Below are 25,436 nucleotides of genomic sequence, written 5' to 3'. Positions count from 1 at the left end.
AACTATTCTTATAAATTCACATTATAAGTTTGTCCGTTAGGATTATGAAAATAAGTTGCTAAATTATCACATTCGTTATTTCCATAGTCTAAAATTCCATCTAACACAGTTCCTTGTAAGTTCAATTGACCTTGAGAAATATAATTACAAGCGTATTTTTTAATTAATGGTTGTAATACTGTTGAAGTTAAAGTAGATCCATTTGGTCTGTTTATAGTATGAGTTCCTGAAATTACTTCGTAGATATTATCACCTAGTGTTATTGTACCAACACCAGCAGTTTGTTTAACAGTTCTTGTGCCATAATGTGTAAATACAGCTCCATTTAGTAAAGTAATTTTTCCGTTTGTAACTGTTCTTGTCCATTGAGGAATAGAAGCATTTGTTGTTTGATTTGTGTAAACAACTGTTCCTTCAATTTTTCTTAAATTCACATAGTAATTGTTTCGTTCAATGGTCATTGTTGAACCATTATTCATTACATAACCAGAAAGTGTAATCGTTAAAATTCCAGAACGCGTAATACCATTTTGTGTACAACCTGTTCCGAAATCAATTGTAAAAATTTTTGGAAAAACACCTGGAGTTGTATTGTTTACTGTAACTGTTGCACAAGCTGGAGTTGTAGGAGCTTCATTTGCAGTTTTATTTGAATAACTAGAATTGTTACTTGCTGCGTCAATACCGGTGTTAAAATCTAATTCACTCGTGAAATCTGCAGTCATATTTACACCAACCATTTCACTATCAACTTTTCCATTTGGTTTTTCATCTTCTTTACTACAAGAAAAAAAAGATACAACTAGAAGTGCAAAAAAACACATTTTTAAATTTTTCATAGTATTAGTTTTTTAAAGGTTTACTACTTAGACGAGTAAAAACATAAAAGGTTTAATGTGTTATTAATTTATCTAATAATAAAGATAGTCTTTTTGCGCCAATTTCATTCAAATGATCTGCATCATAAAAATCTTCTGAAGTAAATTTATCTGATTTTAAAAGATTGAAATACTTACAGTTGGAATTATTTTTAACTAAATTAGAAATTGTTTTAGTAGTTTTTTCTAACTGAATTTTATTTAAATCTTGATAATATGATTTATGTGTTGGCGTTGTTATGAAAACTATGTTGATGTTGTTTTTTTTAGATAATGCAATTATTTTTTCTAGATTTTTTAAATTTTCACTGTATAAGTTAAAGTTTTTTGCAGTGTGTTTTTTTGCGGTAAATGCTCCTTCAAAAGTTTTTTTATTTTCCGAATTAAAATTGGTTCCCCAACCTAAATTGGATGCCGTTATGAAAGATTTATCTAAAACATAGTACTTAACTGCTTTTTTTACATTTTGTGTAATATGGTTATTTAGTGATTCGAAATTATCCGTAAATTGGTATTTGTTTTTAAAACCATAATACATCACGTAATTCTTAATTCGCCATTTTTCAACATCAGTTTCTAAAGTTTCAAATAAACTAAAATAAGAAATCGGAATAATAACAGTTTTTAAATTTTTAAATTTCGATTGGTATGCATTTAAAATTTCATAATCCAAATCTAAAGATTGTGAAACATACGCCGCATTAAACGTTTTTGTAGAAAAATATTCAGGATTTAAACCATAAAAAGTATGCGAACTTCCTAAAATTAAAGTATTGATTTTAGTCGCGTTCTTGTCTAAATATTCTTTTTTTAATTGATAATCGTTCGGAATTTTTCTAATAGCAATTTCTAAAACCAAAAAGAAAAAAAGAATTGGAAATATAATTTTAGATAAATGAATTAGAAACTTTTTCATAGTGTTATTTCCAATTCTCTTTGGTTAAAGAAAAGGTAAAATGTGTTTTGCCAGTTTCTTTGTTTAAAAAGGTTTCCGAAAGAATAGCGCCTAATTTTTCGACAGCTTTTTGCGAACGAAAATTCGTATCGCCAACATGGAAAATAATTCGCTCAACAAATTGAAAAGCATAATTAATCATCAAGTTCTTTAAGGCTCGATTGTAAGGTGTTGCCCAATATTTTCTGTCAATATAAGTGTAACCAATGGCTACGGATTTTTCTTTTTCATTATATTCATAATATCGAGTAGAACCAATTGTATTTCCCGTCTTTACATCAATTACTTTGAAAGCAGTTCCTGATTGAATGGCTTCTTGAAAAAGCTTTAAAAAAACCTCTTTTTTATATCTATCTTTTTCAGGATGTTGCTCCCAAAGTAATTCGTCTGATGCAATGGCGAATAGTTCGTCAAAATCAGCTTCTTTTAAAGGAATAATTTGAACTAATTCGTTAGCTAATGTAGGTTGAAGATTCATTATAATTTCAAAATATATTTATAAATTCGACTTAAACCATTTTCATATTTATTAATTTCTTTTTCAAAATCATCTATAGTTTTAAAGCCTAAATTTGAAGTAGAATTTCGTTTACTCGTAAAGTATAAAGTTTCGGTTTTTGCATCGTAAAACGGACAATAATCCATCGATGGTGAATTGACTTCCGATCCCATATTTTTCGCTTTTTCCCATTCTCCATTTTTATCTTTATGGCTAATATATAAATCGCCACTTCCTAAACCTTCAGCTCTGTTGTATCCTGTGAAAATTAAGAATTTTTCATCTGGTGAAACAAAGGCGTTAAATTCATAACCTGGAGAATTAATATTTAATCCTAATGTGATAGGTTCAGAATATTTATTCTTTTCCCATTTACTGAAAAATATATCATCTTTTCCTAATGATTTCGAACCATCTGAAGTGAAATATATGTTTCCAGATTTAGTTAATGATGGATAAAATTCATTGTTTGTTGTATTCACTGGTGCACCTAAATTTTTTGGAGCAGACCATTCGCTTTTTAAATTTGCTCTTTCCACAAACCAAATATCGTAATCTTTTGATGCTGAAATTGAATCGTGTATTGGTCGGTTCGAAGAAAAGTAAAGTTTTAATCCGTCTGAAGATAAAAATGGTTCGATATCCCTGTGTTTTCCAGTGAAAGAAATCAATTTTGGTTCCGTCCATTTTTTGTTTTCCTTTTTAGAGAAGGCAATTACAGAAATTTCTTCGTTCGTATTTTGAATGGTAAAATACACTTCATCTTGAGTTGAAGAAAGTGCTAAATCTCTCGCGTTGATATATTTTTTTAGAAAATCAAAAGCAGCAATTGGTTGGGTTTTTTCTTGGGAAAATCCAATTACAGAAATAAATAATAAGATTAGAAAGGAATTCTTTTTGGGCATTTTATCTCGATTTTATGTTTTTTTCGCAAAGCGAAATGATTTCTATAATTCTATTTTGTCTGGTTTCGGGTCTTTTTGCTTGATTAAGCCAATATAAGTAGCTTTTTTTATAAGTTTTACTGAAATTAGTATAGTTCTCCTGAGCCATTTTATTCTTGTTGAATTCAGTTTGTAAATCTTCTGGAATTTCTAAATTTTCAACGGCATCTAAACTTTCCCAAGAGCCATTTTGCTTGGCAATTTCAATTTTTTTTAAGCCCTTTTCGTGCATTAAATTATTAGCAATCAATTCGTCAATGTAATTTTTATTGACTTTGCTCCAAACGCTTTTGTCTTTTCTAGGTGTAAAGGTTTGTTTTCTGCGCTCATCGTCTAATTTTCGAACTGTAGAATCAATCCAACCATAGCAAATAGCAACTTTTACGGCTTCTTCCCAACGCATACTTTCAAATTCGCTATCCACTCTGTAGAAAACTAATTCCACTGCCGTGTGGGTTTCATGATTTTCATGCAACCAATTGCGCCATTCGGTATGGTTTTTAAAGTAGAGTAGTGGTTTATTAGACATTTGAATTTTTTTCTCAAATATAAAAAAAAATCCTGCAAGAGTTTTAAATTCTTGCAGGATTATCGGTGATTTTAAATTATCTAATTATTGCCGAACAAGCCACTCTTCCACCAGCATTTCCAGTAGGTTGTGTTACAAAATCATCGGCATTTTGATGAACAATTAAACCTTTTCCTAAAATATCTTTGGTTTGATCGCCGCAGCTAATACACCATTCGTCAGTTTCGAAAGAAATTATGGCAAAACCATTTTTATCGGCTTCAAAATTTCCAATATCACCTTTATGACATTCGCCTGAACCCCATTTTCCATGACTTTTGAATGTCGGATTCCAATGTCCGCCTGCTGAAGCGGCATCTGCACTAGAACAATCTGCTTTTTCATGGATGTGAATGGCGTGTGTTCCAGGAGTTAATCCAGAAATATTAGCTTGAAATTTTACTTTACCATTCTTTTCTATAAAAGTCGCATAGCCAGAAACTTTACTACCACTTTTTGGTTCTAAAATGATTTTTAATTCGTTAGCAATGGTTTTTGTTGAAGGTTTACAACTATTAACTGCAACAAATAATAATCCTAGATATATAAATGTACTTTTCATAATAAGTCAATTAAAATTGAAGTTAAAGATAATAAAAAATCCTGCAAGAGTTTTAAATTCTTACAGGATTCTTTGTTGTTATGCTGAACTAATTATTTCAGTGTTTCAAAACTTCTTTTTACGAAAGCAGTCAATTCTTCACCTTTTAATAAACCTTGAGATAATTTGGCTAAATCTAAAGCGTTTTTCACTAATTCTTTTTGGGCATCATCTTTAGCTTGTAAAATTGAAGTTGCTAATTCAGAATTGGCATTGACCACTAAATTATACATTTCTGGCATATTGCTCATTCCGAACATTCCGCCACCGCCACTTTGACTCATTTCTTTCATACGACGCATAAATTCTGGTTGCGTAATAATAAATGGAGTCGCATCACTATCTAAAGATTCTAATTGTACAGAATATGCTTTCGGAATTACAGCTTCTAAAGATGTTTTTAAAGTTTCTTTTTCGCTATCCGATAATTTAGAAATTTGAGTTTCTTCTTTGTTAATTAATTTGTCAATATGATCCGCATCAACACGAGCAAAAGTCAAATTCTCGTTATCTGATTCTAATTTCTGAATTAAATGTGAAACAATTGGCGAATCTAACAATAAAACTTCGTAGCCTTTTTCTTTGGCAATGTCGATATAACTGTGTTGTGCATCTTTGTTAGACGCATATAAAACAACTAATTTTCCATCTTTGTCTGTTTGTAAATCCTTCGTAGCTTCTTTTAATTCGGCTAAAGTATAATGTTTGTTTTCTGTTGTTGGATACAAAACAAAATCACCAGCTTTTTCATAAAATTTTGGTTCAGAAAGCATTCCGTATTCTAAAACAATTTTGATATCGTTCCATTTTGCTTCGAAATCTTCACGGTTTTCATTGAATAACGATTTTAATTTATCGGCTACTTTTCGAGTAATGTAGTTTGAGATTTTCTTTACATTACTATCCGATTGTAAGCCAGAACGCGAAACGTTTAATGGAATATCCGGAGAATCGACCACACCTTTTAGCATCAATAAAAATTCAGGAACAATTCCTTCCACATTATCAGTCACAAATACTTGATTTTGATACAATTGAATTTTGTCTTTCTGAATTTGTAAATCTGAACCTAATTTCGGGAAATATAAAATTCCAGTTAAGTTGAATGGATAATCAACATTTAAATGAATGTGGAATAAAGGTTCTTCAAATTGAGAAGGATATAATTCTCTGTAGAAACTTTTATAATCTTCGTCTTTTAATTCCGTTGGTTGTTTTGTCCAAGCTGGATTCGGATTATTGATAAAATTATCTACCTCAATATATTCTGGTTTGTAATCATCGCCAGCATCTTCTGGTTTTGGAAGCGTTTCTTTTTTCGTACCAAATTTAATCGGCACAGGCATAAACTTGTTATACTTTGTAAGCAATTCACGAATTTTAAATTCTTCTAAAAACTCTAATGAATCTTCGGCGATATGTAAAACAATCTCTGTTCCTCTATCAGTTTTTGAATGGGGTTCTAAAGTAAATTCTGGACTTCCATCACATGTCCAATGTGCAGCTGGTTCATCTTTGAAAGATTTGGTGAAAATCTCCACTTTTGAAGCCACCATAAAGGCAGAATAAAAACCTAAACCAAAATGACCAATTATTCCAGAATCTTTAGCAGATTCTTCATATTTATTTAAAAATTCTTCCGCTCCAGAGAAAGCCAGTTGATTGATGTATTTTTCTACTTCGTCTGAAGTCATACCAATCCCTTGGTCGATAATATGAAGTTTTTTACCTTCCTTGTCAATCTTAATTTCAATAATTGGATTGCCGTATTCGGTTTTTGCTTCGCCGATGCTGGTAAGGTGTTTTAGCTTTAAAGTTGCGTCGGTTCCATTTGAAATTAATTCCCTCAAGAAAATTTCGTGATCACTATATAAAAACTTCTTGATTAAGGGAAATATGTTTTCAACCGAAACATTAATTTTTCCTGATGTCATAGTATTTGTGTTTTAAAATTATAGTTTCGAAGAGTCAAAATAAGTACCAAGTTTTTAAAAGTGACAAATTGACATAATTAATTTTGTAAGTTTATTTTGTAATTATATAATCTATATTGATTAAATTATTTTTAAATTTGTTAAAATTTAAATTAACTAAATATGAAAAAAATTGTATTCATTGTTGTAATGTCAGTTTTTGCATTGGCATGTAAACCTAAACAAACGGTTACAAACACCAAATTAGACAATAAGTCTGAAAGGTTTTTAAAAGGAGATTGGATAGTTTCTTCGGTAAATTATGTTGGTTCTGATGTTTTTAAAGTTACTTCATTTAATATTGCTGATGCAAAATGTTTTGAAGGAAGTTTATGGACTTTTGTTTCAAACAATAATACAGGTGAAATGGTATTAAATAAAACAAATTGTGCTGCTTTTGGAAGTCAAATCACATGGTTTATTAATAAAGACGGTAAATTTGTTATGAAATTTTTAAGCGAAGGTGTAAAGGCCAAACATACAGTTGGTGGTTATGTATTAAAAATTGCGAATCAAACGGAAACATCTTTTCAATTAATTGACAGAGCATCAGTTGGAAGCAATAGTGCAGAAGTAGTATATCAATTCGATAAAATATAATAAGTTTAATTATGAGAAAGAAAATAGCTATAGGACTAAGTGTATTGATCTTAAGTTCTTCTGCGTTTACTAGTTGTAAAGCAGTTAAAAATTCAAATAAAACTCAAAGAGGTGCTGCTATTGGAGCGGCTGGTGGAGCAGTTTTAGGAGCCGTACTTGGAAATAATTTGGGTAAAGGTGGTAAAGGTGCTTTAGGAGCTGTAATTGGTGGTGTTGTTGGTGGTGTTGCTGGTGGATTAATTGGAAGAAAGATGGACAAACAAGCCCGTGAAATTCAAGAACAATTACCAGGAGCAGAAGTAGAAAGAGTAGGAGAAGGAATACATTTAGTTTTAGGAGAAAATGCAGTGCGTTTTGATTTTAATAAAGCTACTTTAACTTCAGCTGCAAAAGCTAATTTAGATAAATTAGTTCCAGTATTTAAAAACTATCCTGATACTGATATCAAAATTTACGGATATACTGATAGTAAAGGTGCAGATGATTATAATTTAAATTTATCTGAACAACGTGCAGGTGCTGTGAAAAATTATTTAGCAGGTAAAGGTTTGTCTAGTTCTCGTTTTTCAATACTTGGAATGGGTGAAGCTGATCCAATTGATACAAATGACACAGATGCAGGAAGAGGTAAAAATAGACGTGTTGAATTCGCTATTTTAGCCAATGACAAAATGATTGAAGACGCTAAAAACGGAAATTAATTCGTAGAATTTAAGTATAAAAAAAAGAGGAACAATGTTCCTCTTTTTTTTATACTATTTTTTAAAATTATCTTTCTCCGAATTTATAAGCAATACCAAAAGTTGCATTATACATTAAACCAGTAAAAGAATTTACAGTATCAGTATATGCATATTCTCCATTAAATAAATAATGTTGCGAAACATTTGCTATAGCAGAAAAATCTGCAGTTAAAAAAAAGTTTCTACCAACTTCAAATCTAGGAGTAACTCCTAAAACTATATTTAATAAATGGTCTGTTTTTTGATGATCAGGAATATCTGAGTTTAGAAAAGATACTCCAGCACCACCATGGGCTAAAATATTAAACTTATTGAAAATCGCACGAGAATTAGCTAAATTGGTTAAATTCACAATTCCCTGAGCAGTAACTCGTAAATTAGTTACTCCAGTTTTTTGTCCTCTTAAATCGTTTTGAATTGAAAATTCATCCATTCCGAAATCTAATTTCGTACCAAATGTTTCGTCAATATCATAAGATATACCTGCTCCGTAATGTGTAAAGGCGTTATAACTTGGGTCGTAACAACCATTCATACCGTAATTTGCTTCAATTCCAATTTGTGCGCTTGCTATAAATGAACTAGAAACTAGTAGTAGCGTAAATATTTTTTTAATCATTGTTGGTTTATTTTTAATAATTTTGGGTGCTGCAAGATAAAAAAAAATATAAATAAATAATGCTAAAAATAAACTTAAATAATTTTTCTTATTTAAACGATTCAGTCCTTGAAAACATTGACTTTAAAGTTGAAAAAGGCATACAATTGTCATTAATTGGGGAAAGCGGTTGTGGAAAAAGTTCGTTGTTAAAAATTATTTATGGTCTTTTAGATTGCGATAACGGAACGTTCTTTTGGAACGATATTCAGATTTTAGGACCGAAATTTCATTTAGTGCCAGGAATGCCATTTATGAAGTATTTAGCACAAGATTTTGATTTGATGCCATTTATAACTGTCGGTGAGAATGTGGGTAAATTTCTTTCAAATTTTTATCCGAAAGAAAAGCAAAATCGTATTGATGAATTATTAGATTTGGTTGAAATGGCTGAATTTAAACACATTAAAGCAAAATTTTTAAGTGGTGGACAAATGCAGCGTGTGGCTTTAGCGAGAGTTTTAGCTCAAGAACCAGAAGTATTACTTTTAGATGAACCTTTTTCGCACATTGATAATTTTAGGAAAAACGATTTAAGAAGAAAAATATTTGCCTATTTAAAAGAAAAACAAATCACTACTATTGTTGCCAGTCATGATATAAACGATGTGTTGTCCTTTTCAGATGAGGTTATTGTTTTAAAAGACAAAACAATTTTAGAAAAAGCTACGCCAAAAGATTTATATTTTCATCCGAAACATAAATATACAGCCGCATTATTTGGTGAAGTGAATGAAATCGAAATAGAAGGGAAACTTCAATTAATATATCCACATCAATTTCAAATGGTAGAAACTTCAAATTTGAAAGTTGAGGTTGTTGCTTCTTATTTTAAAGGGAAAAATTATTTAATTGAAACGAAATCGGAAAATCAAATTGTGTTTTTTGAAAATGAAAAAGAGCTTTCGAAAACTTCAATTGTTTACTTAAAAAAAATAGACTTGTAAATTTCTACAAGTCTATTTTTTTTAAATTATTTAGTTTTTTAGATACTTTTCTAAGAACTGATCTTGTTCCCATAATAAGTGTAAAATATTATCTTTGGCTGCGTAACCATGTGCTTCTTTTGGTAATAAAACCAATCTTACTGGAGCTCCTAAACCTTTTAAAGCTTGAAAATAACGCTCAGATTGTAAAGTAAAAGTTCCTGGATTGTTATCGGCATCACCATGAACTAATAATAATGGTGTTTTCATTTTGTCAGCCGTGTTAAATGGCGACATTCCTGCATAAACTTCAGGAACATCCCAAAAATTACGTTGCTCACTTTGGAATCCAAACGGCGTTAATGTTCTGTTGTAAGCACCACTTCGCGCAATTCCACAAGCAAATAAATTAGAATGGGTTAATAAATTCGCAGTCATAAATGCACCATAACTGTGTCCGCCAACAGCCACTTTTTTTCTATTGATAAAGCCTAATTTGTCAACTGCATCAATTGCTGCTTCTGCATTCGAAACCAATTGTGGAATAAAAGTATCATTTGGTTCTGTAGTTCCTTCACCAATAATTGGGAAAGAAGCATCATCTAAAACGGCATAACCTTTAGTTACCCAATATACAAATGAACCGTAGTTTGGAAAGGTAAATTCATTAGGGTTTTTATCACTTTGACCTGCCGAGTTTTTATCTTTAAATTCTGCTGGATAAGCCCAAATTAATAATGGTAACTTCTCTTTTTTTGCAGTTCTATCATAATTTGCTGGTAAATATAATGTTCCTGAAAGTTCAACACCATCTTTTCTTTTATACTTAATAACTTCTTTATATACATTTTTAATGCTCACAAACGGATTCGCGAAAGCTGTAATTTGTGTTAAACTATTTTTAGATTTAATGTTTCTCATAAAATAGTTTGGATATTCATTTTTCGATTGAATCATCACTAAAACTTCGCCTTTTTTGAAATCTTCAACAGATAATAAATCTTCTTTTTTATCTGTATAAGTTGAAGTATATAAACGTTTTGTTTTTTGTGTTTTTAAATTAAATTCATCAATAAAAGGGAATTGTCCGTTTTTAGTGAAACCATTTCCAATTAAGTAGGCATTATCATTTTCAATAGCTAAAACATATTTGTTGAATTCATTTCTTTTCGTTTCAAAATCTCCTGGATCTGAATAAATATCTTGCGAATTTCTGTCTGAAATAATTTTCGCTTCAGCTGATGTATTTGACGGATTTACTAAATACGTTTTTGAATTTCTAGTATCGTACCAACTGTCGTAAACAATAGCATAATTGTCATTTCCCCACATAATTCCGCCATAACGTTGTTTCGTTTTAAAGAAAGAAGTTGCTGCGTTTGTAAAAGGCGCTTCCCAAACAAAAATTTCATCTCTAAAAGGAACTGCTTTTGCTTGATCTCCTTCGTCTAATGCTTCAACATATGATAAAGTTGCAGCTTTGTCAGCTCTCCAACCCATATTTCTTTTTCCTTTTCGTACAGAAGAAAAACCTTTTGGCATAATTTCGTTTAAAGGAACTTCGTTTACAGTTTTAATTTCTTTTCCAGAAACATCATAAATTGTTGTTTTTTGTGGAAATCTGCTTAATGGAACAATGTATGAGAAAGGTTTTTGAATTGTAGTTAACATTAAATATTTTCCATCTGGCGAAAAACTTTCTCCAGCATAAATATCTGCAGCTTTGAATAATTCTGATTTTCCAGAAATTGAAATTTTATATAATTCAGAAGTCACTAACGATTCGAAATTAGCTTCGTCTGTTTTGTTTTTTAATAAATCTTGAAAAGTTCTGTTTTGCGATTTTGAACCATCAGCAGTAGAAACCGTTGGTCCTTTTGGTAAACTTTTTTTATCGTCAATTAAAGCTTTTCTGTTTTTTGGTAACAATTTAACCAATAATGTTTCATTGTCATTCATCCAATTGAACGGACTTCCTAAATTCGCATTCAAATTATCAGAAGTAATTTTGTTTGCAGTTGCAGAAACCACATCTATAATCCATAATTCTACACCAGAATTTGTGGTATTTGTGAATGCAATTTTCTTTTCGTTTGGCGACCAACTTACATTTGTAATTCTTGCATTTTCAGGTAAACCTTTTACTTGAATTTCGTTTTTATCTTTTACTTTTCTTAATTTCAAATTATTAATATAAGTAACAGTGCTCGAAATATTCGTAATCGGATTAATTCGTAAACCACCTAAACGCATTTCTTCTTGATTTAAATCGTCAAGTGTTTTATACGTATTTCTGTAACTTAATAATAGGTATTCTTTTTTAGAATCCATGTTTACAGAAGGCGCTCGTTGATAATCTGCTAATTCTAAAATTTCCTTGGGTGGTTTTTGGTAAGTTACGTTTTCTTGAGCCTTGACAGCTGAAAAACTCATGCCTAAAAACAAGAATGTAAGTAGTTTTTTCATTTATTTTAATGTTAGTTTTCTAAGCTACTAAAATAAGCTTTAATGTAAAGTAGTCAAATTTTTTCACGTTATTTTAACATATTTGTAATTATCGAGTGCTTAAACTCGTTTTAATGATAAATTTCTTAAATTTGTTCTTTAAATTATAACTTATGTATCATTCAAAAATATCAGGTTTAGGCTATTATGTGCCAGAAAATATTGTAACCAACGATGATTTATCGAAATTAATGGATACTAATGACGAGTGGATTCAAGAAAGAACAGGAATAAAAGAAAGACGTCACGTAATTAGAGGAGAAGACACAACCACTTCAATGGGTGTAAAAGCTGCAGAAATTGCGATTCAACGTGCGAATGTGGCTAAAGAAGATATCGATTTTGTAATTTTTGCCACACTTTCACCAGATTATTATTTTCCAGGACCTGGAGTTTTAGTACAACGCGATTTAGGCTTAAAAACGGTTGGAGCATTAGATGTTAGAAATCAATGTTCCGGATTTGTTTATGCAATTTCAATTGCCGATCAATATATTAAAACGGGAATGTATAAAAATATTTTAGTTATTGGTTCTGAAGTGCATTCTACAGGTTTAGATATGACAGATAGAGGTCGTGGTGTATCTGTGATTTTTGGAGATGGAGCAGGAGCGGCGGTTTTGTCAAGAGAAGAAGATGTAACGAAAGGAATTTTATCTACACATTTGCATTCGGAAGGACAACACGCAGAAGAATTAGTACTTAAAGCACCAGGAATGGGAAAACGTTGGGTAACAGATATTATTGCTGATAACGATCCAAATGACGAAAGTTATTATCCATATATGAACGGACAATTTGTGTTTAAAAATGCAGTAGTTCGTTTTAGCGAAGTAATTAACGAAGGCTTGCAAGCGAATAATTTACAAGTTTCTGATATTAATATGTTAGTACCGCATCAAGCGAATTTGAGAATTTCACAGTTTATTCAACAGAAATTCAAATTGTCAGATGATCAAGTGTATAACAACATTATGAATTACGGAAATACAACAGCAGCATCTATTCCAATTGCTTTAACGGAAGCTTGGGAAAAAGGAAAAATTAAAAGTGGCGATTTAGTTGTTTTAGCAGCTTTTGGTTCTGGTTTTACTTGGGGAAGTGTGATAATTCGTTGGTAAATGAAAGATTTTTACAAAGATAAATTCAAATATAATTTGAATATTAATCAAAAAATAATTCAAAATCTTCTTGAAAACAAAGAAAAATTAAATGATAGGATTTTAACTTTGATTTCGCATACCTTAAATGCACATCATATTTGGAATTCAAGAATGTTGAATACGCAAATTGTGCATAAAGTTTGGGATATTTATGATTATGAAAAAATGATAAGCATAGATATTGAAAACAATGATAATTCATTAAAAGCAATTGAAAATTTTGATTTAGATGAAAGCATCGATTATGTTACGATGATAAACGAGCCATTTTGTAATACTCGACAAGATATTTTATATCATATTCTTAATCATTCTAATTATCACAGAGCACAAATTAATACAGAATTGAAAAACTTAGGATTAAATTCAATTACAACCGACTATATTTTTTATAAAAGACAATAAAAAAAGCGTTCAGAATTTCTGAACGCTTTTTTGCTTTTATTATTTGATGTTTGATTAAAACATTCCACCACTATTTTGAGTTTCTTGTTTATCTCTTTGTTTTCTTTGTAATTCACGGTTTTTACCACCACCAAAGTTGTAGTTTAATCCTAAGTAGAACGTTCTACTTTCCCAGTGGAATTCTCCATAACTTTTGTAAGGAATACTTCCGTCAAATCCAAAATGCATTGTATTGAAAACATCATTTAAACGAGCAGAAAGTGTTCCTTTTCCTTTTAAAATAGAGTAATTTGCACCTAAATCCATTTTGTACATCGCTTTTCTTTCAAATTGAAGTCCCAAATCTCTTCCTCTGTACATTCCAAATAAATTGAATTTCAAGTTTTTACTAGCTGTAAAAGTATTGTTCATTCTAGCATTGAAAGTAGCAACGTCAACTTCTCCATTTTCCATAACTCCGGTGTCTAGGTTTGAAACTGTTCCTCTTACTGTTTTGAAATAAACATCAGCACTAGTATTTGTTGACCACCATTTTGTTAATTTTAAATTCGCATTAACTTCTGCACCTAATTGATTGTTGTCTTTGAAATTAGCAAAAGACATAATGTTAAAGTTAGTATCGTTAGGATCTGTAAAAATAACTCTTGTAATTTCTGCATTAATTAATCTGTAAAATACTGCAGAAGTTATTGAACCAATTTTCATAGTTCTTGTGTAATTTAACTCAAATGAGTTGGTGAATTGTGGTTCTAAAGCTGGATTTCCTCTAGATTCCATGTTTACAGTTCTCCATTCTCTAATTGGATTAATTTGTCCGTTACTTGGTCTGTCAACACGTCTTGTATAGTTTACGTTGAAAGTGTTGTTGTCATCCATTTTATAAGACAAATAAGTAGAAGGATAAACAGTGAAAATTTCATCTTCAATTACAATATTTGAGTTTTCTGCAGGATCAGTTGAGTCTTTTAAAGGATGCGCATATAAGTTATATAATTCGGCTCTTGCTCCAACTTGAGCACTAAATTTCCCAAAAGTTTTGCTGTAATTGGTATAAATAGCGTGAATGTTTCTGTTGTAATCAAAACTATTTGTTGTGTTTTCAGTCGTTTGAATGTCGTAAAATTTGTTTTGCCCAGCTTGAATTCTACTTTCGTAACCAATTTCTAATTTTGCTTTTTCTGAAAGTGGATTTACATAATCAATATTAAATTGAGAATAACTTGATTTTCCATTAATATCATTCAAACTGTAATTTCCATTGTTTACAAAATGAGATAAATCTTCACTATCTGTAATAGAATGATTTACTTGGAAATCAATAGTTTCACCTTTTTTCTCAAAATTATGTTTAAATGCTAAATCATACGTTTTAGTCGTATTTCCGCTATTGTTCCAGTTTTCCTGAATAGCGTCCGGCATACTTAAATAATCAGAAGACGTTCTCGATTTTCCTTTTCCATCAAAGAAATTTAAATTGGTGAAAAAAGACAAAGTATTGTTGTCATTGATATAATAATCAGCACCTAATTTCACTAAATGTGAGGTGTTTACATTTGAAAAAGTAAAATCTTGATCGTTTTCATAACCTACTCTTTCACTATGAACAAATCCAAAATTGCTATTTTTTCCATGATTGAAGCCATAAGTAGTATAGAAATTTACTTTACCAACTTTATAATTTAAGTTTAAGGATTGATTTGTTTTTGGAGTTACACCAAAAGTTACACCTGAAGTAATGCTTCCGTTAAAACCTGTTTGCGTGTTTTTATTCAAAATGATATTGATAATTCCACTATTTCCTTCTGGATTGTATTTTGAAGAAGGATTTGTAATTAATTCAACTTGCTTAATTGAAGCTGAAGGAATTTGTTGTAATAATTGACCAGCATCAATATTTGTAGGTTTTCCATCAATTAAAACCCTAACATTACTATTTCCACGTAAGCTTAATTCTTTAGTTTGTGGATCAATACTTACTGTTGGAATGTTATTGAAAATTTCAGAAGCTGTTGTTCCAGAAGCAATTAAGTCTTTTCCAACTGTAATTACTTTTCTGTCTGCTTTTTGTTCAATTGTAGAACGTTCTTTAACAATAGAAACAGTTTCAATCATCTTTGAATCGGTTTCTAAAGTAATATTTCCTAAATTTATTTCTTTATTTTCTTCAGATAAATTGATAGTTCTTGAAGCATCAACATATCCAATGAAATTTACTTTTAAAGTTAAGTTTTTTAATTCTAAGTTTTTAATTTCAAAACTTCCATCTTCTTTAGTTGAAACTCCAGCAACTGGTTTGTTTCCGTCTAAAACACTTACCGTTGAAAAACCAACAGGTTCATTTGTTGCTTTATCAATAATTTTCCCTGAAACTACTCCAGGTTTTGTTTCTTGTGCCAACATTGTTGTGGCGACAAATAGCAATAAAATGCTAAAAATTTTACTTAATTTCATTAGATTTTTTTTTTTGATTATTAATGATGATTGATGATTTTTAAAAGCGGTGCAAAACTATTTAACTATTGTTTATTCTTTGTTAATAATTTCATAATAATATTCGCATTTTTATGGTTAGACAAAATTTGTACATTTTTGTTACAAATCGACTTTTCAATTCGTTAAAAATTCTATCTTTGCACGCTATTAAAAATACGATTATGTCTTTACAAGAAATGCTGCACGCACCCATACAAAATGCCGTTGAACAACTGTTTCAAATTTCAATTGAACGAGTTGAATTTCAATCGACAAAAAAAGATTTTGAAGGTGATATCACTATGGTGGTTTTTCCATTAGTAAAACAGATTAAAGGAAATCCTGTAGAAATAGGAACAAAAATCGGTGAATATTTAGTAGAAAATGTGGCTGAGGTATCTAAATTTAACGTGGTTGCAGGGTTTTTAAATCTTGTAATTTCAGATAAATATTATTTAGAATATTTCAATAGCATAAAAAATATAGAAAAATTCGGTTTTGTTGCTCCAACAGAAGGTGAAAAGGCAGTCATGGTGGAATATTCTTCGCCAAACACAAATAAACCGTTGCATTTAGGACACGTTAGAAATAACTTATTGGGTTATTCGGTTGCCGAAATCATCAAAGCTTCGGGAAAAAAAGTATACAAAACGCAAATTATCAACGACAGAGGAATTCATATTTGTAAATCAATGTTGGCTTGGCAGAAATTCGGAAACGGACAAACTCCAGCTTCAACAGGTTTAAAAGGTGATAAATTGGTTGGTAATTTTTATGTAGAATTTGATAAAGCATATAAAGTTGAAATTGCTGCTTTAATGGCGCAAGGAAAAACAGAAGAAGAAGCCAAAAAACAAGCACCACTTATTTTAGAAGCACAACAAATGCTTTTAGATTGGGAAAATGGAAAACCAGAAGTAATTGAACTTTGGAAAACGATGAACCAATGGGTATATGACGGGTTTTCTGTGACTTACAATAATTTAGGTGTTGATTTTGATAGTTATTACTACGAAAGCAATACGTATTTATTAGGAAAAGATGTTGTGGAAGATGGTTTAAGCCGTGGTGTTTTCTTTAGAAAAGAAGACGGTTCGGTTTGGATTGATTTAACTGCTGATGGTTTAGATGAAAAAATCGTTTTGCGTTCAGATGGAACTTCGGTATATATGACGCAAGATATCGGAACGGCCATTCAACGTGTTAGAGATTTTTCTGATATTGGTGGAATGGTTTATACAGTTGGAAACGAACAAGATTACCATTTTAAAGTTTTATTCTTAATTCTGAAAAAATTAGGTTACGATTGGGCCAAACATTTATTCCATTTATCATACGGAATGGTAGAATTACCAACTGGAAAAATGAAATCTCGTGAAGGAACAGTCGTAGATGCGGATGATTTAATGGCAGAAATGACAGCGACTGCGCAACAAATTTCTGAAGATTTAGGAAAATTAGACGGTTATTCTGATGAAGAAAAAGCAAGTTTATACAACACAATCGGTTTAGGAGCTTTAAAATATTACATGTTAAAGGTGGATCCGAAGAAACAAATGATGTTCAATCCTGAAGAATCTGTAGATTTTAATGGAAATACTGGGCCATTCATTCAATATACTTACGCTCGTATTCAATCGATTTTAAGAAAAGCAACTTTCGAATATAGTAATGAAACAGCACTTACTGAATTACACGAAAAAGAAAAAGAATTAATCAAACAAGTACAATTATTCCCTGAAGTAATTCAAAGTGCGGCGGAAAATCATAGTCCAGCTTTAGTGGCGAATTACACTTACGATTTAGTAAAAGAATTCAATTCATTCTATCAAAATGTATCCATTTTAGGTGAAGACAATTTAGATAAAAAAATATTCAGAGTGCAATTGTCAAATTCGGTAAGCAACGTAATTAAAAACGCTTTCGGATTATTAGGAATTAGCGTTCCTGAGAGAATGTAATCATATTTCAACATTCAAAATTCCAAGTTGAGTGTTCCAAGTTTAAAAATGTTGAACAATGAATTTTGATTAACGAATTTTGAAATTATAAAATAATAAACGTGAACCAAAACAAATCATATTTCTTTCAATCGTGGCTAATTGTATTAATTGCAATTGTCTCTTTTATTGGATTTAAATCGTTTTTACCAAAAAAACTATTTCCAGATGCGACTGCAAACAGTAAAAATGTGGTGGTAGATAGTTTAATGTTAGAAGCTGTTGCCGAAGGAGGAAATCTTTCAGAAGAAGATACGTTAACAAACAAAACCATTTCATTTGTTTCGAATCCTCTTGGAATTAAATTTTCTAGCGAAAAATTCGAACAATACAAGGGCTATCAATATTTGATTCCGTTTTACGAAAAATTATACCAATTAGAAACCAATAAAAAAGGAAAAGCTCGTATTGCCTATTTTGGAGATTCTATGACAGATGGCGATATGATTGTTCAGGATGTTCGTACACAATTTCAAAGTATTTTCGGTGGAGAAGGTGTTGGTTTTGTAAATATCACATCGGAATCTGCTGGTTCACGAGGTTCAATTGTTCACGAATTTTCTCCAAACTGGAAAGCCCAATCGTATTTAAAAACAAAAAGTCCATTGCGTTCTTTTGGTGTAAATGGTTCGGTGTTTTTTGCACGTGATACAACCAATCCAACATGGGTAAAATATAAAGCAGGAAGAAATCGTTTTTCAACAACTTTAAATAATCCGACCTTATTTTACGGAAGTTCCAAAAACAAAAAAGGAAGTTTACGTCAAATCTTCGGGAAAGATACGGTTTATAAAAAACTGAATCCAAATTCGACATTAAATAGCACGCAAGTTGCTGGAGATGTCAAAAATGTAAAAGTAAATTTCATTAATGCAGATTCTATTCCGTTTTACGGATTTAATTTTGATAACGGAAAAGGAATTCATGTAGATAATTTTTCATCTCGTGGAAATTCTGGTTTGCCTTTAGGTTCATTGAATGTTGACTTAATGAATGCATTCCAACAAAAATTAGGTTACGATTTAATCATTCTACAATTCGGAACCAACGTTTTAAATTATGGTTCGTTAAATTATTCTTGGTACGAAAGAAAAATGGCTTCTGTTGTGAATCACGCCAAAGAATGTTTTCCTGGTGCTGCGATTCTAATTATAACAACTGCTGATAAATCTACAAAATACGACATGCAAATGAAATCTGATTCGGCTGTTTCACCTTTAGTAATGGCGCAAAAACGTTATGCAGTGAAATCGGAAGCTGGTTTGGTAAATTTATATACGCTAATGGGTGGCGATGGCTCTATGGTAAAATGGGTAGAAAATGTTCCTGCTAGAGCGAATAAAGATTACACGCATTTTAATCATAGAGGCGCGAAAGAAATCGCACAACTAATTTATAAACAAATAGATACAGGATATCAAGAATATAAAAGATTACGAGCTTTGGCTAAGAAAAAAGCGAAACCAAAAGCGGTTGTAAGTGATACTGTTCCTGTAATTAACGATACTTTAGATGAATAAGTTTTTATATATATTGCTTTTTTCTGTAATTGGTTTTTCACAAACTGATTCACTAAAAGTAGAAGAAGATAGTATTTCAGTTGCTATTGATACGGCAAATTTTGAAGCGTTTGGTAACGTAATTATTAATGAAAAAGCATTAGCTAATGTTTTTGAAAAATTGTATTTATTAGAAGAAAATCAAGATAGAAAAGTACGAATTGTTCATATTGGCGATTCGCATATTCAAGCCGATTTGTACACGGCAAAAATCCGTAGAAGAATGCAACAAGTATTCGGAAATGCGGGTTTCGGATTCACTTTTCCATATAGTTTAGCAGGAACAAATAATAGTTCACCAATACGTTTTACAGGTTCTGGCGGATTTTCTGCTACAAGAAATTTATATGCTGATGCTTCAAAACCTGTTGGGTTAAGCGGAATTTCTTTCGAACCAAAACAAAAAAGTTTCCATATCGACATGTTGGTGAAAGATGCACAATTCGATTTTACAAAATTGAAAGTCATTTCTCCAAAAAACGAAAATATTTTCAATGTCGCATTTGCTAAAAAGAGTTATACCACTCAAGAAAAAGTTGCGGTAAAAACACCTGCAACAAGTTCGCATAAAGTAAAGCCAGGTGAAGTTTTAGGTGGAATTGCAGATAAATACAACATTTCATTAAAACAGTTGAAATCAGCTAACGGATTGAAATCAGACAATATTCGCGATGGAAAAATTTTAAAAATTCCTGGTGGAAAATCGGTTACAACTTACAAAACGGTTTCTACAGTAAAATATGTTTACGAACCAATTGCTTTAGAAAACACACCAATTTCTAATAATTACACTTCAGCAAAACCAATTGATAAAATAACAATTATCGGAGATGAAAATGCTTCTGATTTTGCTTTAAATGGTTTGATTTTAGAAAATGAAAAACCTGGAGTAACTTATAGTGCTATTGGTGTTAACGGTGCGAAAAGTAACGATTACAATAAATTCCCGTTATTTTTCGAACAATTACCAGCTTTAGAAGCCGATTTATATGTGATTTCTTTAGGAACAAACGAAAGTTTCGATAAACAAGATATTGCAACCTATTTCGGAAATTTAAAAACAATGATTGACGGAATTAAGCAAAAATGTCCAGAAGCTTCAATTTTGGTTACAACTTCGCCACCATCTGTTTTACATAGAAAACATAAAAACATTTACATCGAAAAATATGCTGAAAAAATCATTGAAATGGCACCAACTGAAAACTATGCCGTTTGGGATTTATTAGACGTTTTTGGTGGAAATAAAAACATAAATATCAATTCGAGAATGGGATTAATGGCTAGAGATAAAGTCCATTATTCAAATGCAGGATATGAAAAACAAGGTGAATTGTTTTTCGATGCCTTTATTCAATCTTACGAATTTTATAAATCTGAAAAATAAAGAAGCGTGTTACAAGAATGGTTTTATAAAAATATCGGAAAAGTTACTCCTGAAGTAGTTGAAAAATGGTTCGTTTATAACGAAAAAGAACCGTTGCTTTTTAATACGGGCTTATTTTTAGGTTTGTTTTTGGTGTTTTACTTTTGGTATATTTTACTAAGAAAAGCAGACACGTTACGAATGGTTTATGTGATCTTATTTTCGTTGTTTTTCTATTACAAATCAAGCGGAATCTACTTTTTATTACTTTTAGGTTCTGCCGTTGTCGATTATAATTTAGCTGGTTTAGTTCATCGAACATCAAGTGTTGTTAATAAGAAATTATATTTGACTTTTAGTGTTATCCTGAATTTAGGATTTTTAGGGTATTTCAAATACAGTAACTTTTTAGTTGATATTACGAACAACTTAACTGGCGGGAAAATGTCATTTTTTGATGTGATTTTACCTGTTGGAATTTCGTTTTATACATTCCAGTCAATCAGTTATATTATTGAAGTGTATCGAAAAGAAATTGAACCTACAAAACGTTTTATTGATTATTTGTTTTTCGTTTCGTTTTTCCCACAATTAGTAGCTGGACCAATCGTTAGAGCGAAAGATTTCTTACCGCAAATTTACCAGAAATTAAATGTAACGCAAGACGATATCAATCGCGCATTTCTATTAATTATTGGTGGATTAATTAAGAAAACAGTAATTTCCGATTATATTTCACTAAACTTCGTTGATCGTGTTTTCGACTTGCCAAATAGTTACACACCTTTCGAAAATTTAATGGCTTCTTACGGATATACCATTCAAATTTATTGTGATTTTTCGGGATATTCTGACATGGCAATTGGTGTGGCATTATTGTTAGGTTTCAAATTACCGACCAATTTCCGAACTCCTTATAAATCGACTTCTATTACCGATTTCTGGCGTCGTTGGCATATTTCATTATCCACTTGGTTAAAAGATTTCTTATACATTTCAGTTGGAGGAAACCGTTACGGAACAATTGCTGGGTTTTTATTCCCAGGATTGTTTTTCTTCGGATTAATTGTTTGGGGAATTTCGTATTCTCAAACGAGTAATATTCCTTTAATTATCGCTATTGCTTCAACTGTAATTTTTGCATTTACGTTCTTATTTTCAAAGGAAAAAGAAAAAACAATGTATACCAATGTCAACTTAATGACCACGATGTTATTAGGAGGATTATGGCATGGAGCAAGTTTACGATTTATAATTTGGGGAGCTTTACACGGAATGGCTTTAGCAGTTCATAAAATATTTTTAGAATATTATCCAGAATCAAAACGTAAAATATTCTTTTTGACGCCATTTTTAAAGTTTTTCGCTATTCTTGTGACGTTTCATTTTGTGGCTTTTTGTTGGATTTTCTTCCGTGCAAAAGATTTCACAACAGCATTGCAAATAATTGAAAATATTGGAAAAGTTACTTTCGACTTCAATCAATGGTTAACAATTATTCAAGGCTATCAAAACGTATTTATCCTAATGTTTTTGGGCTATTTTTGGCATTATATTCCAGAAAAAGTTACCATTGCAATTCAAAATGTGTTTAAAGCAATGCCTTTAATTACAAGAGCAATTGTTTTAGGATTGATATTCTGGTTGGTTTATGCAACAGCATCAGCTGGGCCACAACCTTTTATTTATTTTCAGTTTTAGTTTGTAATCTTTGTTACAAATAGTTATTTAAAGTTTCTTACATTTACTTAAATATTTTACATGATGAAGAAGTTGTTGTTTGCTAACTGGCATTTTATGCGTTATTTCAGAATAGCCATAGCCTTGTTTTGTTTTTACACAGCTTACGAGCAAAATCAATGGGTTTTTATTGCTTTTGGAATATTCTTTTTGTTTCAAGCTATTTTTAATTTAGGATGTGGACCAAGAGGTTGTAATTTACCTACTAAAAAAAATGAAGATGAGTAAGTTTCAAGAATTAATTAATGGAAATAAACCTGTTTTAATTGACTTTTTTGCAACTTGGTGTGGGCCATGTCAAGCTTTAGCGCCTATTTTAGTAGATGCAAAAGAAGAACTAGGTGAAGCAGTAAGTATCATCAAAATTGATGTAGATAAGAATCAAGAAATTGCTGCTCAATTTCAGGTTAAGGGTGTGCCTACAATGATGTTATTTCAAAACGGAAAAATGTTGTGGAGGCAATCTGGGGTTGTTTCTAAAAATGAAATTGTAAGTATTGTTAAACAGAAATGCAATGTTTAGAGAATAGGCGTTCAAGTATTGTATTATGAGTTAAATATTAGTTGATTAATAAACTAATGATTCTTCTGTTTTTTTCGTTATCTTTATAATGTTTTTTAAACTTAAATAATTATGAAAAAAATCAAAATAATTTCAGCTTTTGTGTTTTTATTGCTGTTAAGTGTAGTTTCATCATGTACAGATGAAGACGATGATGTTGTTGTAAATGCTAGTGTAGATCCTACACCAGTTATAAATACTGTTAATAATGGTACTTGGAGAATTACTTTATTTAACGATTCTGGTGTCAATGAAACCTCGAATTTTACAGGATATAATTTTTCATTTGGTGCTGGAAGTGTATTATCTGCAACAAATGGTGTCGATACTTATTTAGGAACTTGGTCAGTAACTTCAGATAATAGTAATGATGATAGTCCGAGTAACGATTTAGATTTTAATATCGCTTTTTCTACACCAGCAAATTTTGCAGAATTAACCGAAGATTGGAATATAGTTTCTTATAATTCAACAAAGATTCAATTAATTCACGTTAGTGGTGGAGGAGGAGGAACTGATTATGTTACTTTCGAAAAAAATTAAGAAAAATTTATCATTTTGGTATTTAAAATTTTATATATTTGAATTCTTGAAACGAATTTATAACATTAATTTAAAAATAAATAACATGAAAAAAGTATTATCAATCGTTGCTTTAATGGCATTTATGGTTTCTTCTGCTTCTGTAGTTGATTTCAAAGAAAAAGAAAAAGAAAAGAAAAAAGCTAAAACTGAAAAAGCTTGTACTGATAAAAAAGATGCAAAATCTTGCTCAACTTCAGCTAAAAAATCTTGTTGTTCAAAAAAATAATAAGTTTTTATTTAAAAATTTAACCGTTTATGAAAATAAGCGGTTTTTTTTATTTCAATAATTTGATATCTTAAAAATCAAATTACTAAATTTGCACTTCATTAAAAAGCTCAATAATTATGTTTGATAATCTTACCGATAAGTTAGATAAAGCATTCCATATACTAAAAGGACACGGAAAAATTACCGATGTAAATGTTGCCGATACGTTAAAAGAAGTGCGTCGTGCGTTGTTAGATGCCGATGTTAACTTTAAAATTGCTAAAGATTTTACGACTCGTGTAAAAGATAAAGCAATTGGAGAAAACGTATTAACTACATTACAACCAGGTCAATTATTGGTGAAATTAGTTAAGGATGAATTGACTGAATTAATGGGTGGTGATGTTGCTGGTGTGAATTTATCAGGAAATCCTACTGTGATTTTGATGTCAGGTTTACAAGGTTCTGGTAAAACTACCTTTTCTGGTAAATTAGCCAACTTTTTAAAAACTAAGAAAAACAAAAAACCTTTATTGGTTGCTTGTGATATTTATCGTCCTGCGGCAATTAATCAATTGCATGTTGTTGGAGATCAAATTGGTGTAGAAGTTTATTCTGAGCCAGAAAATAAAAATGCGGTTTCTATCGCTGAAAATGCAATTAAGCACGCAAAAGCAAACGGTTTCAATGTTGTAATTATTGATACTGCTGGTCGTTTAGCTGTTGATGAAGAAATGATGAACGAAATTGCAAACGTTCATAAAGCTATTACACCACACGAAACTTTATTTGTTGTGGATGCCATGACAGGTCAAGATGCTGTAAATACAGCAAAAGCCTTCAATGATAGGTTAAACTTCGACGGAGTTATCTTAACTAAATTAGATGGAGATACTCGTGGTGGAGCAGCAATTTCTATTAAATCTGTTGTAAATAAACCTATAAAATTCATTGGTACTGGAGAAAAAATGGACGCAATTGATGTGTTCTATCCTTCTCGTATGGCGGAAAGAATTTTAGGAATGGGTGATGTTGTGTCTTTAGTAGAAAGAGCACAAGAGCAATATGATGAAGAAGAAGCAAGAAAAATTCAGAAGAAAATCGCTAAAAACGAATTTGGTTTTGATGATTTCTTAGCGCAAATTCAGCAAATTAAAAAAATGGGAAGCATGAAAGACCTTGTCGGAATGATTCCTGGAGCTGGAAAAGCTTTAAAAGATGTGGAAATTGAAGATGATGCTTTCAAACATGTTGAAGCAATCATTCAATCGATGACGCCAAAAGAAAGAAGTAAGCCATCTATAATTGATGTAAAAAGAAAAACACGTATTGCTAAAGGTGCTGGTAGAAAAATTGAAGAAGTGAATCAATTGATGAAACAGTTTGACCAAATGAGCAAAATGATGAAAATGATGCAAGGTGGTGGCGGAAAAAAATTGATGCAAATGATGGGCGGTAAAGGAATGCCAAATATGCCTGGAATGAAATAAAAAATTTAAAGACGCGACTATTTGCGTCTTTTTTTA

The 25,436-nt window shown here is 30.9% G+C and carries 24 protein-coding genes; 14 read left to right on the top strand and 10 right to left on the bottom strand.

From position 1 onward, the window contains the following. Positions 1-8 precede the first annotated feature (8 nt). The 7 genes from BMX42_RS04210 to htpG all read right to left on the bottom strand — a co-directional run bounded on the left by BMX42_RS04210 (position 9) and on the right by htpG (position 6,379). Entirely contained in the window at positions 9-839 is an 831-nt protein-coding gene (locus tag BMX42_RS04210) for a hypothetical protein (protein WP_091309211.1), read from the bottom strand. 52 nt (positions 840-891) lie between these two features. Further along, positions 892-1,794, bottom strand: a complete 903-nt coding sequence (locus tag BMX42_RS04205) for a hypothetical protein (RefSeq protein WP_091309208.1) — start codon at positions 1,792-1,794, stop codon at positions 892-894. 4 nt (positions 1,795-1,798) lie between these two features. After that, positions 1,799-2,311 carry a GNAT family N-acetyltransferase gene (locus tag BMX42_RS04200; RefSeq protein ID WP_218141440.1) on the bottom strand — a complete coding sequence of 171 codons (513 nt, stop codon included), beginning with the start codon at positions 2,309-2,311 and terminating at the stop codon, positions 1,799-1,801. Continuing rightward, positions 2,311-3,237, bottom strand: coding sequence for a TolB-like translocation protein (locus tag BMX42_RS04195; RefSeq protein WP_091309201.1), 927 nt, complete (start codon positions 3,235-3,237; stop codon positions 2,311-2,313). The genes BMX42_RS04200 and BMX42_RS04195 overlap by 1 nt, the downstream gene beginning before the upstream one ends. Before the next feature lies 1 nt (position 3,238). Continuing rightward, a complete protein-coding gene (locus BMX42_RS04190) occupies positions 3,239-3,805 on the bottom strand; it encodes a YdeI/OmpD-associated family protein (protein ID WP_091309198.1) in 567 nt (188 codons plus the stop codon). Positions 3,806-3,881: 76 nt separating this feature from the next. Next, the gene (locus BMX42_RS04185; protein WP_091309195.1) at positions 3,882-4,406 is read right to left on the bottom strand and encodes a superoxide dismutase family protein; all 525 of its coding nucleotides are present in this window, start codon (positions 4,404-4,406) and stop codon (positions 3,882-3,884) included. Positions 4,407-4,498: 92 nt separating this feature from the next. Continuing rightward, complete coding sequence (htpG, locus tag BMX42_RS04180) at positions 4,499-6,379, bottom strand: molecular chaperone HtpG (RefSeq protein ID WP_091309192.1); 1,881 nt, start codon at positions 6,377-6,379, stop codon at positions 4,499-4,501. A gap of 162 nt (positions 6,380-6,541) precedes the next feature. Between htpG and BMX42_RS04175 the strand changes: the two genes are divergently transcribed. Continuing rightward, positions 6,542-7,018 carry a lipocalin family protein gene (locus BMX42_RS04175; protein WP_091309188.1) on the top strand — a complete coding sequence of 159 codons (477 nt, stop codon included), beginning with the start codon at positions 6,542-6,544 and terminating at the stop codon, positions 7,016-7,018. 11 nt (positions 7,019-7,029) lie between these two features. Next, entirely contained in the window at positions 7,030-7,719 is a 690-nt protein-coding gene (locus tag BMX42_RS04170; protein WP_091309185.1) for a YiaD family glycine zipper/OmpA-like lipoprotein, read from the top strand. Between the two features lie 67 nt (positions 7,720-7,786). Here the strand turns inward: BMX42_RS04170 and BMX42_RS04165 are convergent, their stop codons facing one another. After that, positions 7,787-8,380: a hypothetical protein gene (locus tag BMX42_RS04165; protein ID WP_091309182.1), complete on the bottom strand. Its 594-nt coding sequence runs from the start codon at positions 8,378-8,380 to the stop codon at positions 7,787-7,789. Positions 8,381-8,439: 59 nt separating this feature from the next. Between BMX42_RS04165 and BMX42_RS04160 the strand changes: the two genes are divergently transcribed. Continuing rightward, entirely contained in the window at positions 8,440-9,366 is a 927-nt protein-coding gene (locus BMX42_RS04160; protein ID WP_091309177.1) for an ABC transporter ATP-binding protein, read from the top strand. A gap of 30 nt (positions 9,367-9,396) precedes the next feature. Here BMX42_RS04160 and BMX42_RS04155 read toward each other — a convergent pair whose 3' ends face one another. Next, positions 9,397-11,811: a S9 family peptidase gene (locus BMX42_RS04155; RefSeq protein ID WP_091309174.1), complete on the bottom strand. Its 2,415-nt coding sequence runs from the start codon at positions 11,809-11,811 to the stop codon at positions 9,397-9,399. A gap of 152 nt (positions 11,812-11,963) precedes the next feature. On the opposite strand from BMX42_RS04155, the gene BMX42_RS04150 reads away from it, so the two are divergent. Continuing rightward, positions 11,964-12,971, top strand: a complete 1,008-nt coding sequence (locus BMX42_RS04150) for a 3-oxoacyl-ACP synthase III family protein (RefSeq protein WP_091309170.1) — start codon at positions 11,964-11,966, stop codon at positions 12,969-12,971. Further along, positions 12,972-13,418, top strand: a complete 447-nt coding sequence (locus BMX42_RS04145) for a DinB family protein (RefSeq protein WP_091309166.1) — start codon at positions 12,972-12,974, stop codon at positions 13,416-13,418. It begins immediately after the preceding gene. A 54-nt stretch (positions 13,419-13,472) separates the two neighbouring features. On the opposite strand, the gene BMX42_RS04140 is transcribed toward BMX42_RS04145, so the two are convergent. Beyond that, entirely contained in the window at positions 13,473-15,869 is a 2,397-nt protein-coding gene (locus BMX42_RS04140) for a TonB-dependent receptor (RefSeq protein ID WP_091309162.1), read from the bottom strand. 203 nt (positions 15,870-16,072) lie between these two features. On the opposite strand from BMX42_RS04140, the gene argS reads away from it, so the two are divergent. The 9 genes from argS to ffh all read left to right on the top strand — a co-directional run bounded on the left by argS (position 16,073) and on the right by ffh (position 25,400). Beyond that, complete coding sequence (argS, locus tag BMX42_RS04135) at positions 16,073-17,851, top strand: arginine--tRNA ligase (protein WP_091309158.1); 1,779 nt, start codon at positions 16,073-16,075, stop codon at positions 17,849-17,851. A 101-nt stretch (positions 17,852-17,952) separates the two neighbouring features. After that, on the top strand, positions 17,953-19,410 hold the full coding sequence (locus tag BMX42_RS04130) for an SGNH/GDSL hydrolase family protein (RefSeq protein WP_091309154.1): 1,458 nt from the start codon (positions 17,953-17,955) through the stop codon (positions 19,408-19,410). Continuing rightward, entirely contained in the window at positions 19,403-20,836 is a 1,434-nt protein-coding gene (locus BMX42_RS04125; protein ID WP_091309149.1) for a GDSL-type esterase/lipase family protein, read from the top strand. Before BMX42_RS04130 ends, BMX42_RS04125 begins: the two co-directional genes overlap by 8 nt. Before the next feature lie 6 nt (positions 20,837-20,842). Further along, positions 20,843-22,516 (top strand): MBOAT family O-acyltransferase, encoded by a 1,674-nt coding sequence (locus BMX42_RS04120; RefSeq protein ID WP_091309145.1) that lies wholly within the window; start codon positions 20,843-20,845, stop codon positions 22,514-22,516. A gap of 60 nt (positions 22,517-22,576) precedes the next feature. Further along, positions 22,577-22,783, top strand: a complete 207-nt coding sequence (locus tag BMX42_RS04115) for a hypothetical protein (RefSeq protein ID WP_245748237.1) — start codon at positions 22,577-22,579, stop codon at positions 22,781-22,783. Beyond that, complete coding sequence (gene trxA, locus BMX42_RS04110) at positions 22,776-23,078, top strand: thioredoxin (RefSeq protein ID WP_091309137.1); 303 nt, start codon at positions 22,776-22,778, stop codon at positions 23,076-23,078. The genes BMX42_RS04115 and trxA overlap by 8 nt, the downstream gene beginning before the upstream one ends. A gap of 111 nt (positions 23,079-23,189) precedes the next feature. Then, positions 23,190-23,660 carry a hypothetical protein gene (locus tag BMX42_RS04105; RefSeq protein ID WP_091309133.1) on the top strand — a complete coding sequence of 157 codons (471 nt, stop codon included), beginning with the start codon at positions 23,190-23,192 and terminating at the stop codon, positions 23,658-23,660. Between the two features lie 85 nt (positions 23,661-23,745). Then, positions 23,746-23,928 (top strand): hypothetical protein, encoded by a 183-nt coding sequence (locus BMX42_RS04100; RefSeq protein WP_091310874.1) that lies wholly within the window; start codon positions 23,746-23,748, stop codon positions 23,926-23,928. Between the two features lie 119 nt (positions 23,929-24,047). Then, positions 24,048-25,400: a signal recognition particle protein gene (ffh, locus tag BMX42_RS04095; protein WP_091309130.1), complete on the top strand. Its 1,353-nt coding sequence runs from the start codon at positions 24,048-24,050 to the stop codon at positions 25,398-25,400. Positions 25,401-25,436 lie beyond the last annotated feature (36 nt).

Origin of the sequence: Flavobacterium terrigena, assembly GCF_900108955.1 — a bacterium.
Taxonomy (GTDB): Bacteria; Bacteroidota; Bacteroidia; order Flavobacteriales; family Flavobacteriaceae; genus Flavobacterium; species Flavobacterium terrigena.
The sequence above is the reverse complement of the archived record's forward strand: the minus strand, read 5'-3'. Positions and strand labels throughout refer to the sequence as shown.

Excerpts from the sequence above, each read along its gene's own strand:
- BMX42_RS04155 (WP_091309174.1), bottom strand. The coding sequence starts at position 11,811 with ATGAAAAAACTACTTACATTCTTGTTTTTAGGCATGAGTTTTTCAGCT.
- BMX42_RS04205 (WP_091309208.1), bottom strand. The coding sequence starts at position 1,794 with ATGAAAAAGTTTCTAATTCATTTATCTAAAATTATATTTCCAATTCTT.
- BMX42_RS04165 (WP_091309182.1), bottom strand. The coding sequence starts at position 8,380 with ATGATTAAAAAAATATTTACGCTACTACTAGTTTCTAGTTCATTTATA.
- trxA (WP_091309137.1), top strand. The coding sequence starts at position 22,776 with ATGAGTAAGTTTCAAGAATTAATTAATGGAAATAAACCTGTTTTAATT.
- BMX42_RS04200 (WP_218141440.1), bottom strand. The coding sequence starts at position 2,311 with ATGAATCTTCAACCTACATTAGCTAACGAATTAGTTCAAATTATTCCT.
- BMX42_RS04125 (WP_091309149.1), top strand. The coding sequence starts at position 19,403 with ATGAATAAGTTTTTATATATATTGCTTTTTTCTGTAATTGGTTTTTCA.
- BMX42_RS04210 (WP_091309211.1), bottom strand. The coding sequence starts at position 839 with ATGAAAAATTTAAAAATGTGTTTTTTTGCACTTCTAGTTGTATCTTTT.
- BMX42_RS04175 (WP_091309188.1), top strand. The coding sequence starts at position 6,542 with ATGAAAAAAATTGTATTCATTGTTGTAATGTCAGTTTTTGCATTGGCA.
- BMX42_RS04145 (WP_091309166.1), top strand. The coding sequence starts at position 12,972 with ATGAAAGATTTTTACAAAGATAAATTCAAATATAATTTGAATATTAAT.
- argS (WP_091309158.1), top strand. The coding sequence starts at position 16,073 with ATGTCTTTACAAGAAATGCTGCACGCACCCATACAAAATGCCGTTGAA.
- BMX42_RS04140 (WP_091309162.1), bottom strand. The coding sequence starts at position 15,869 with ATGAAATTAAGTAAAATTTTTAGCATTTTATTGCTATTTGTCGCCACA.
- BMX42_RS04100 (WP_091310874.1), top strand. The coding sequence starts at position 23,746 with ATGAAAAAAGTATTATCAATCGTTGCTTTAATGGCATTTATGGTTTCT.
- BMX42_RS04105 (WP_091309133.1), top strand. The coding sequence starts at position 23,190 with ATGAAAAAAATCAAAATAATTTCAGCTTTTGTGTTTTTATTGCTGTTA.
- BMX42_RS04115 (WP_245748237.1), top strand. The coding sequence starts at position 22,577 with ATGATGAAGAAGTTGTTGTTTGCTAACTGGCATTTTATGCGTTATTTC.
- BMX42_RS04185 (WP_091309195.1), bottom strand. The coding sequence starts at position 4,406 with ATGAAAAGTACATTTATATATCTAGGATTATTATTTGTTGCAGTTAAT.
- BMX42_RS04150 (WP_091309170.1), top strand. The coding sequence starts at position 11,964 with ATGTATCATTCAAAAATATCAGGTTTAGGCTATTATGTGCCAGAAAAT.
- BMX42_RS04195 (WP_091309201.1), bottom strand. The coding sequence starts at position 3,237 with ATGCCCAAAAAGAATTCCTTTCTAATCTTATTATTTATTTCTGTAATT.
- ffh (WP_091309130.1), top strand. The coding sequence starts at position 24,048 with ATGTTTGATAATCTTACCGATAAGTTAGATAAAGCATTCCATATACTA.
- BMX42_RS04190 (WP_091309198.1), bottom strand. The coding sequence starts at position 3,805 with ATGTCTAATAAACCACTACTCTACTTTAAAAACCATACCGAATGGCGC.
- BMX42_RS04170 (WP_091309185.1), top strand. The coding sequence starts at position 7,030 with ATGAGAAAGAAAATAGCTATAGGACTAAGTGTATTGATCTTAAGTTCT.
- BMX42_RS04160 (WP_091309177.1), top strand. The coding sequence starts at position 8,440 with ATGCTAAAAATAAACTTAAATAATTTTTCTTATTTAAACGATTCAGTC.
- htpG (WP_091309192.1), bottom strand. The coding sequence starts at position 6,379 with ATGACATCAGGAAAAATTAATGTTTCGGTTGAAAACATATTTCCCTTA.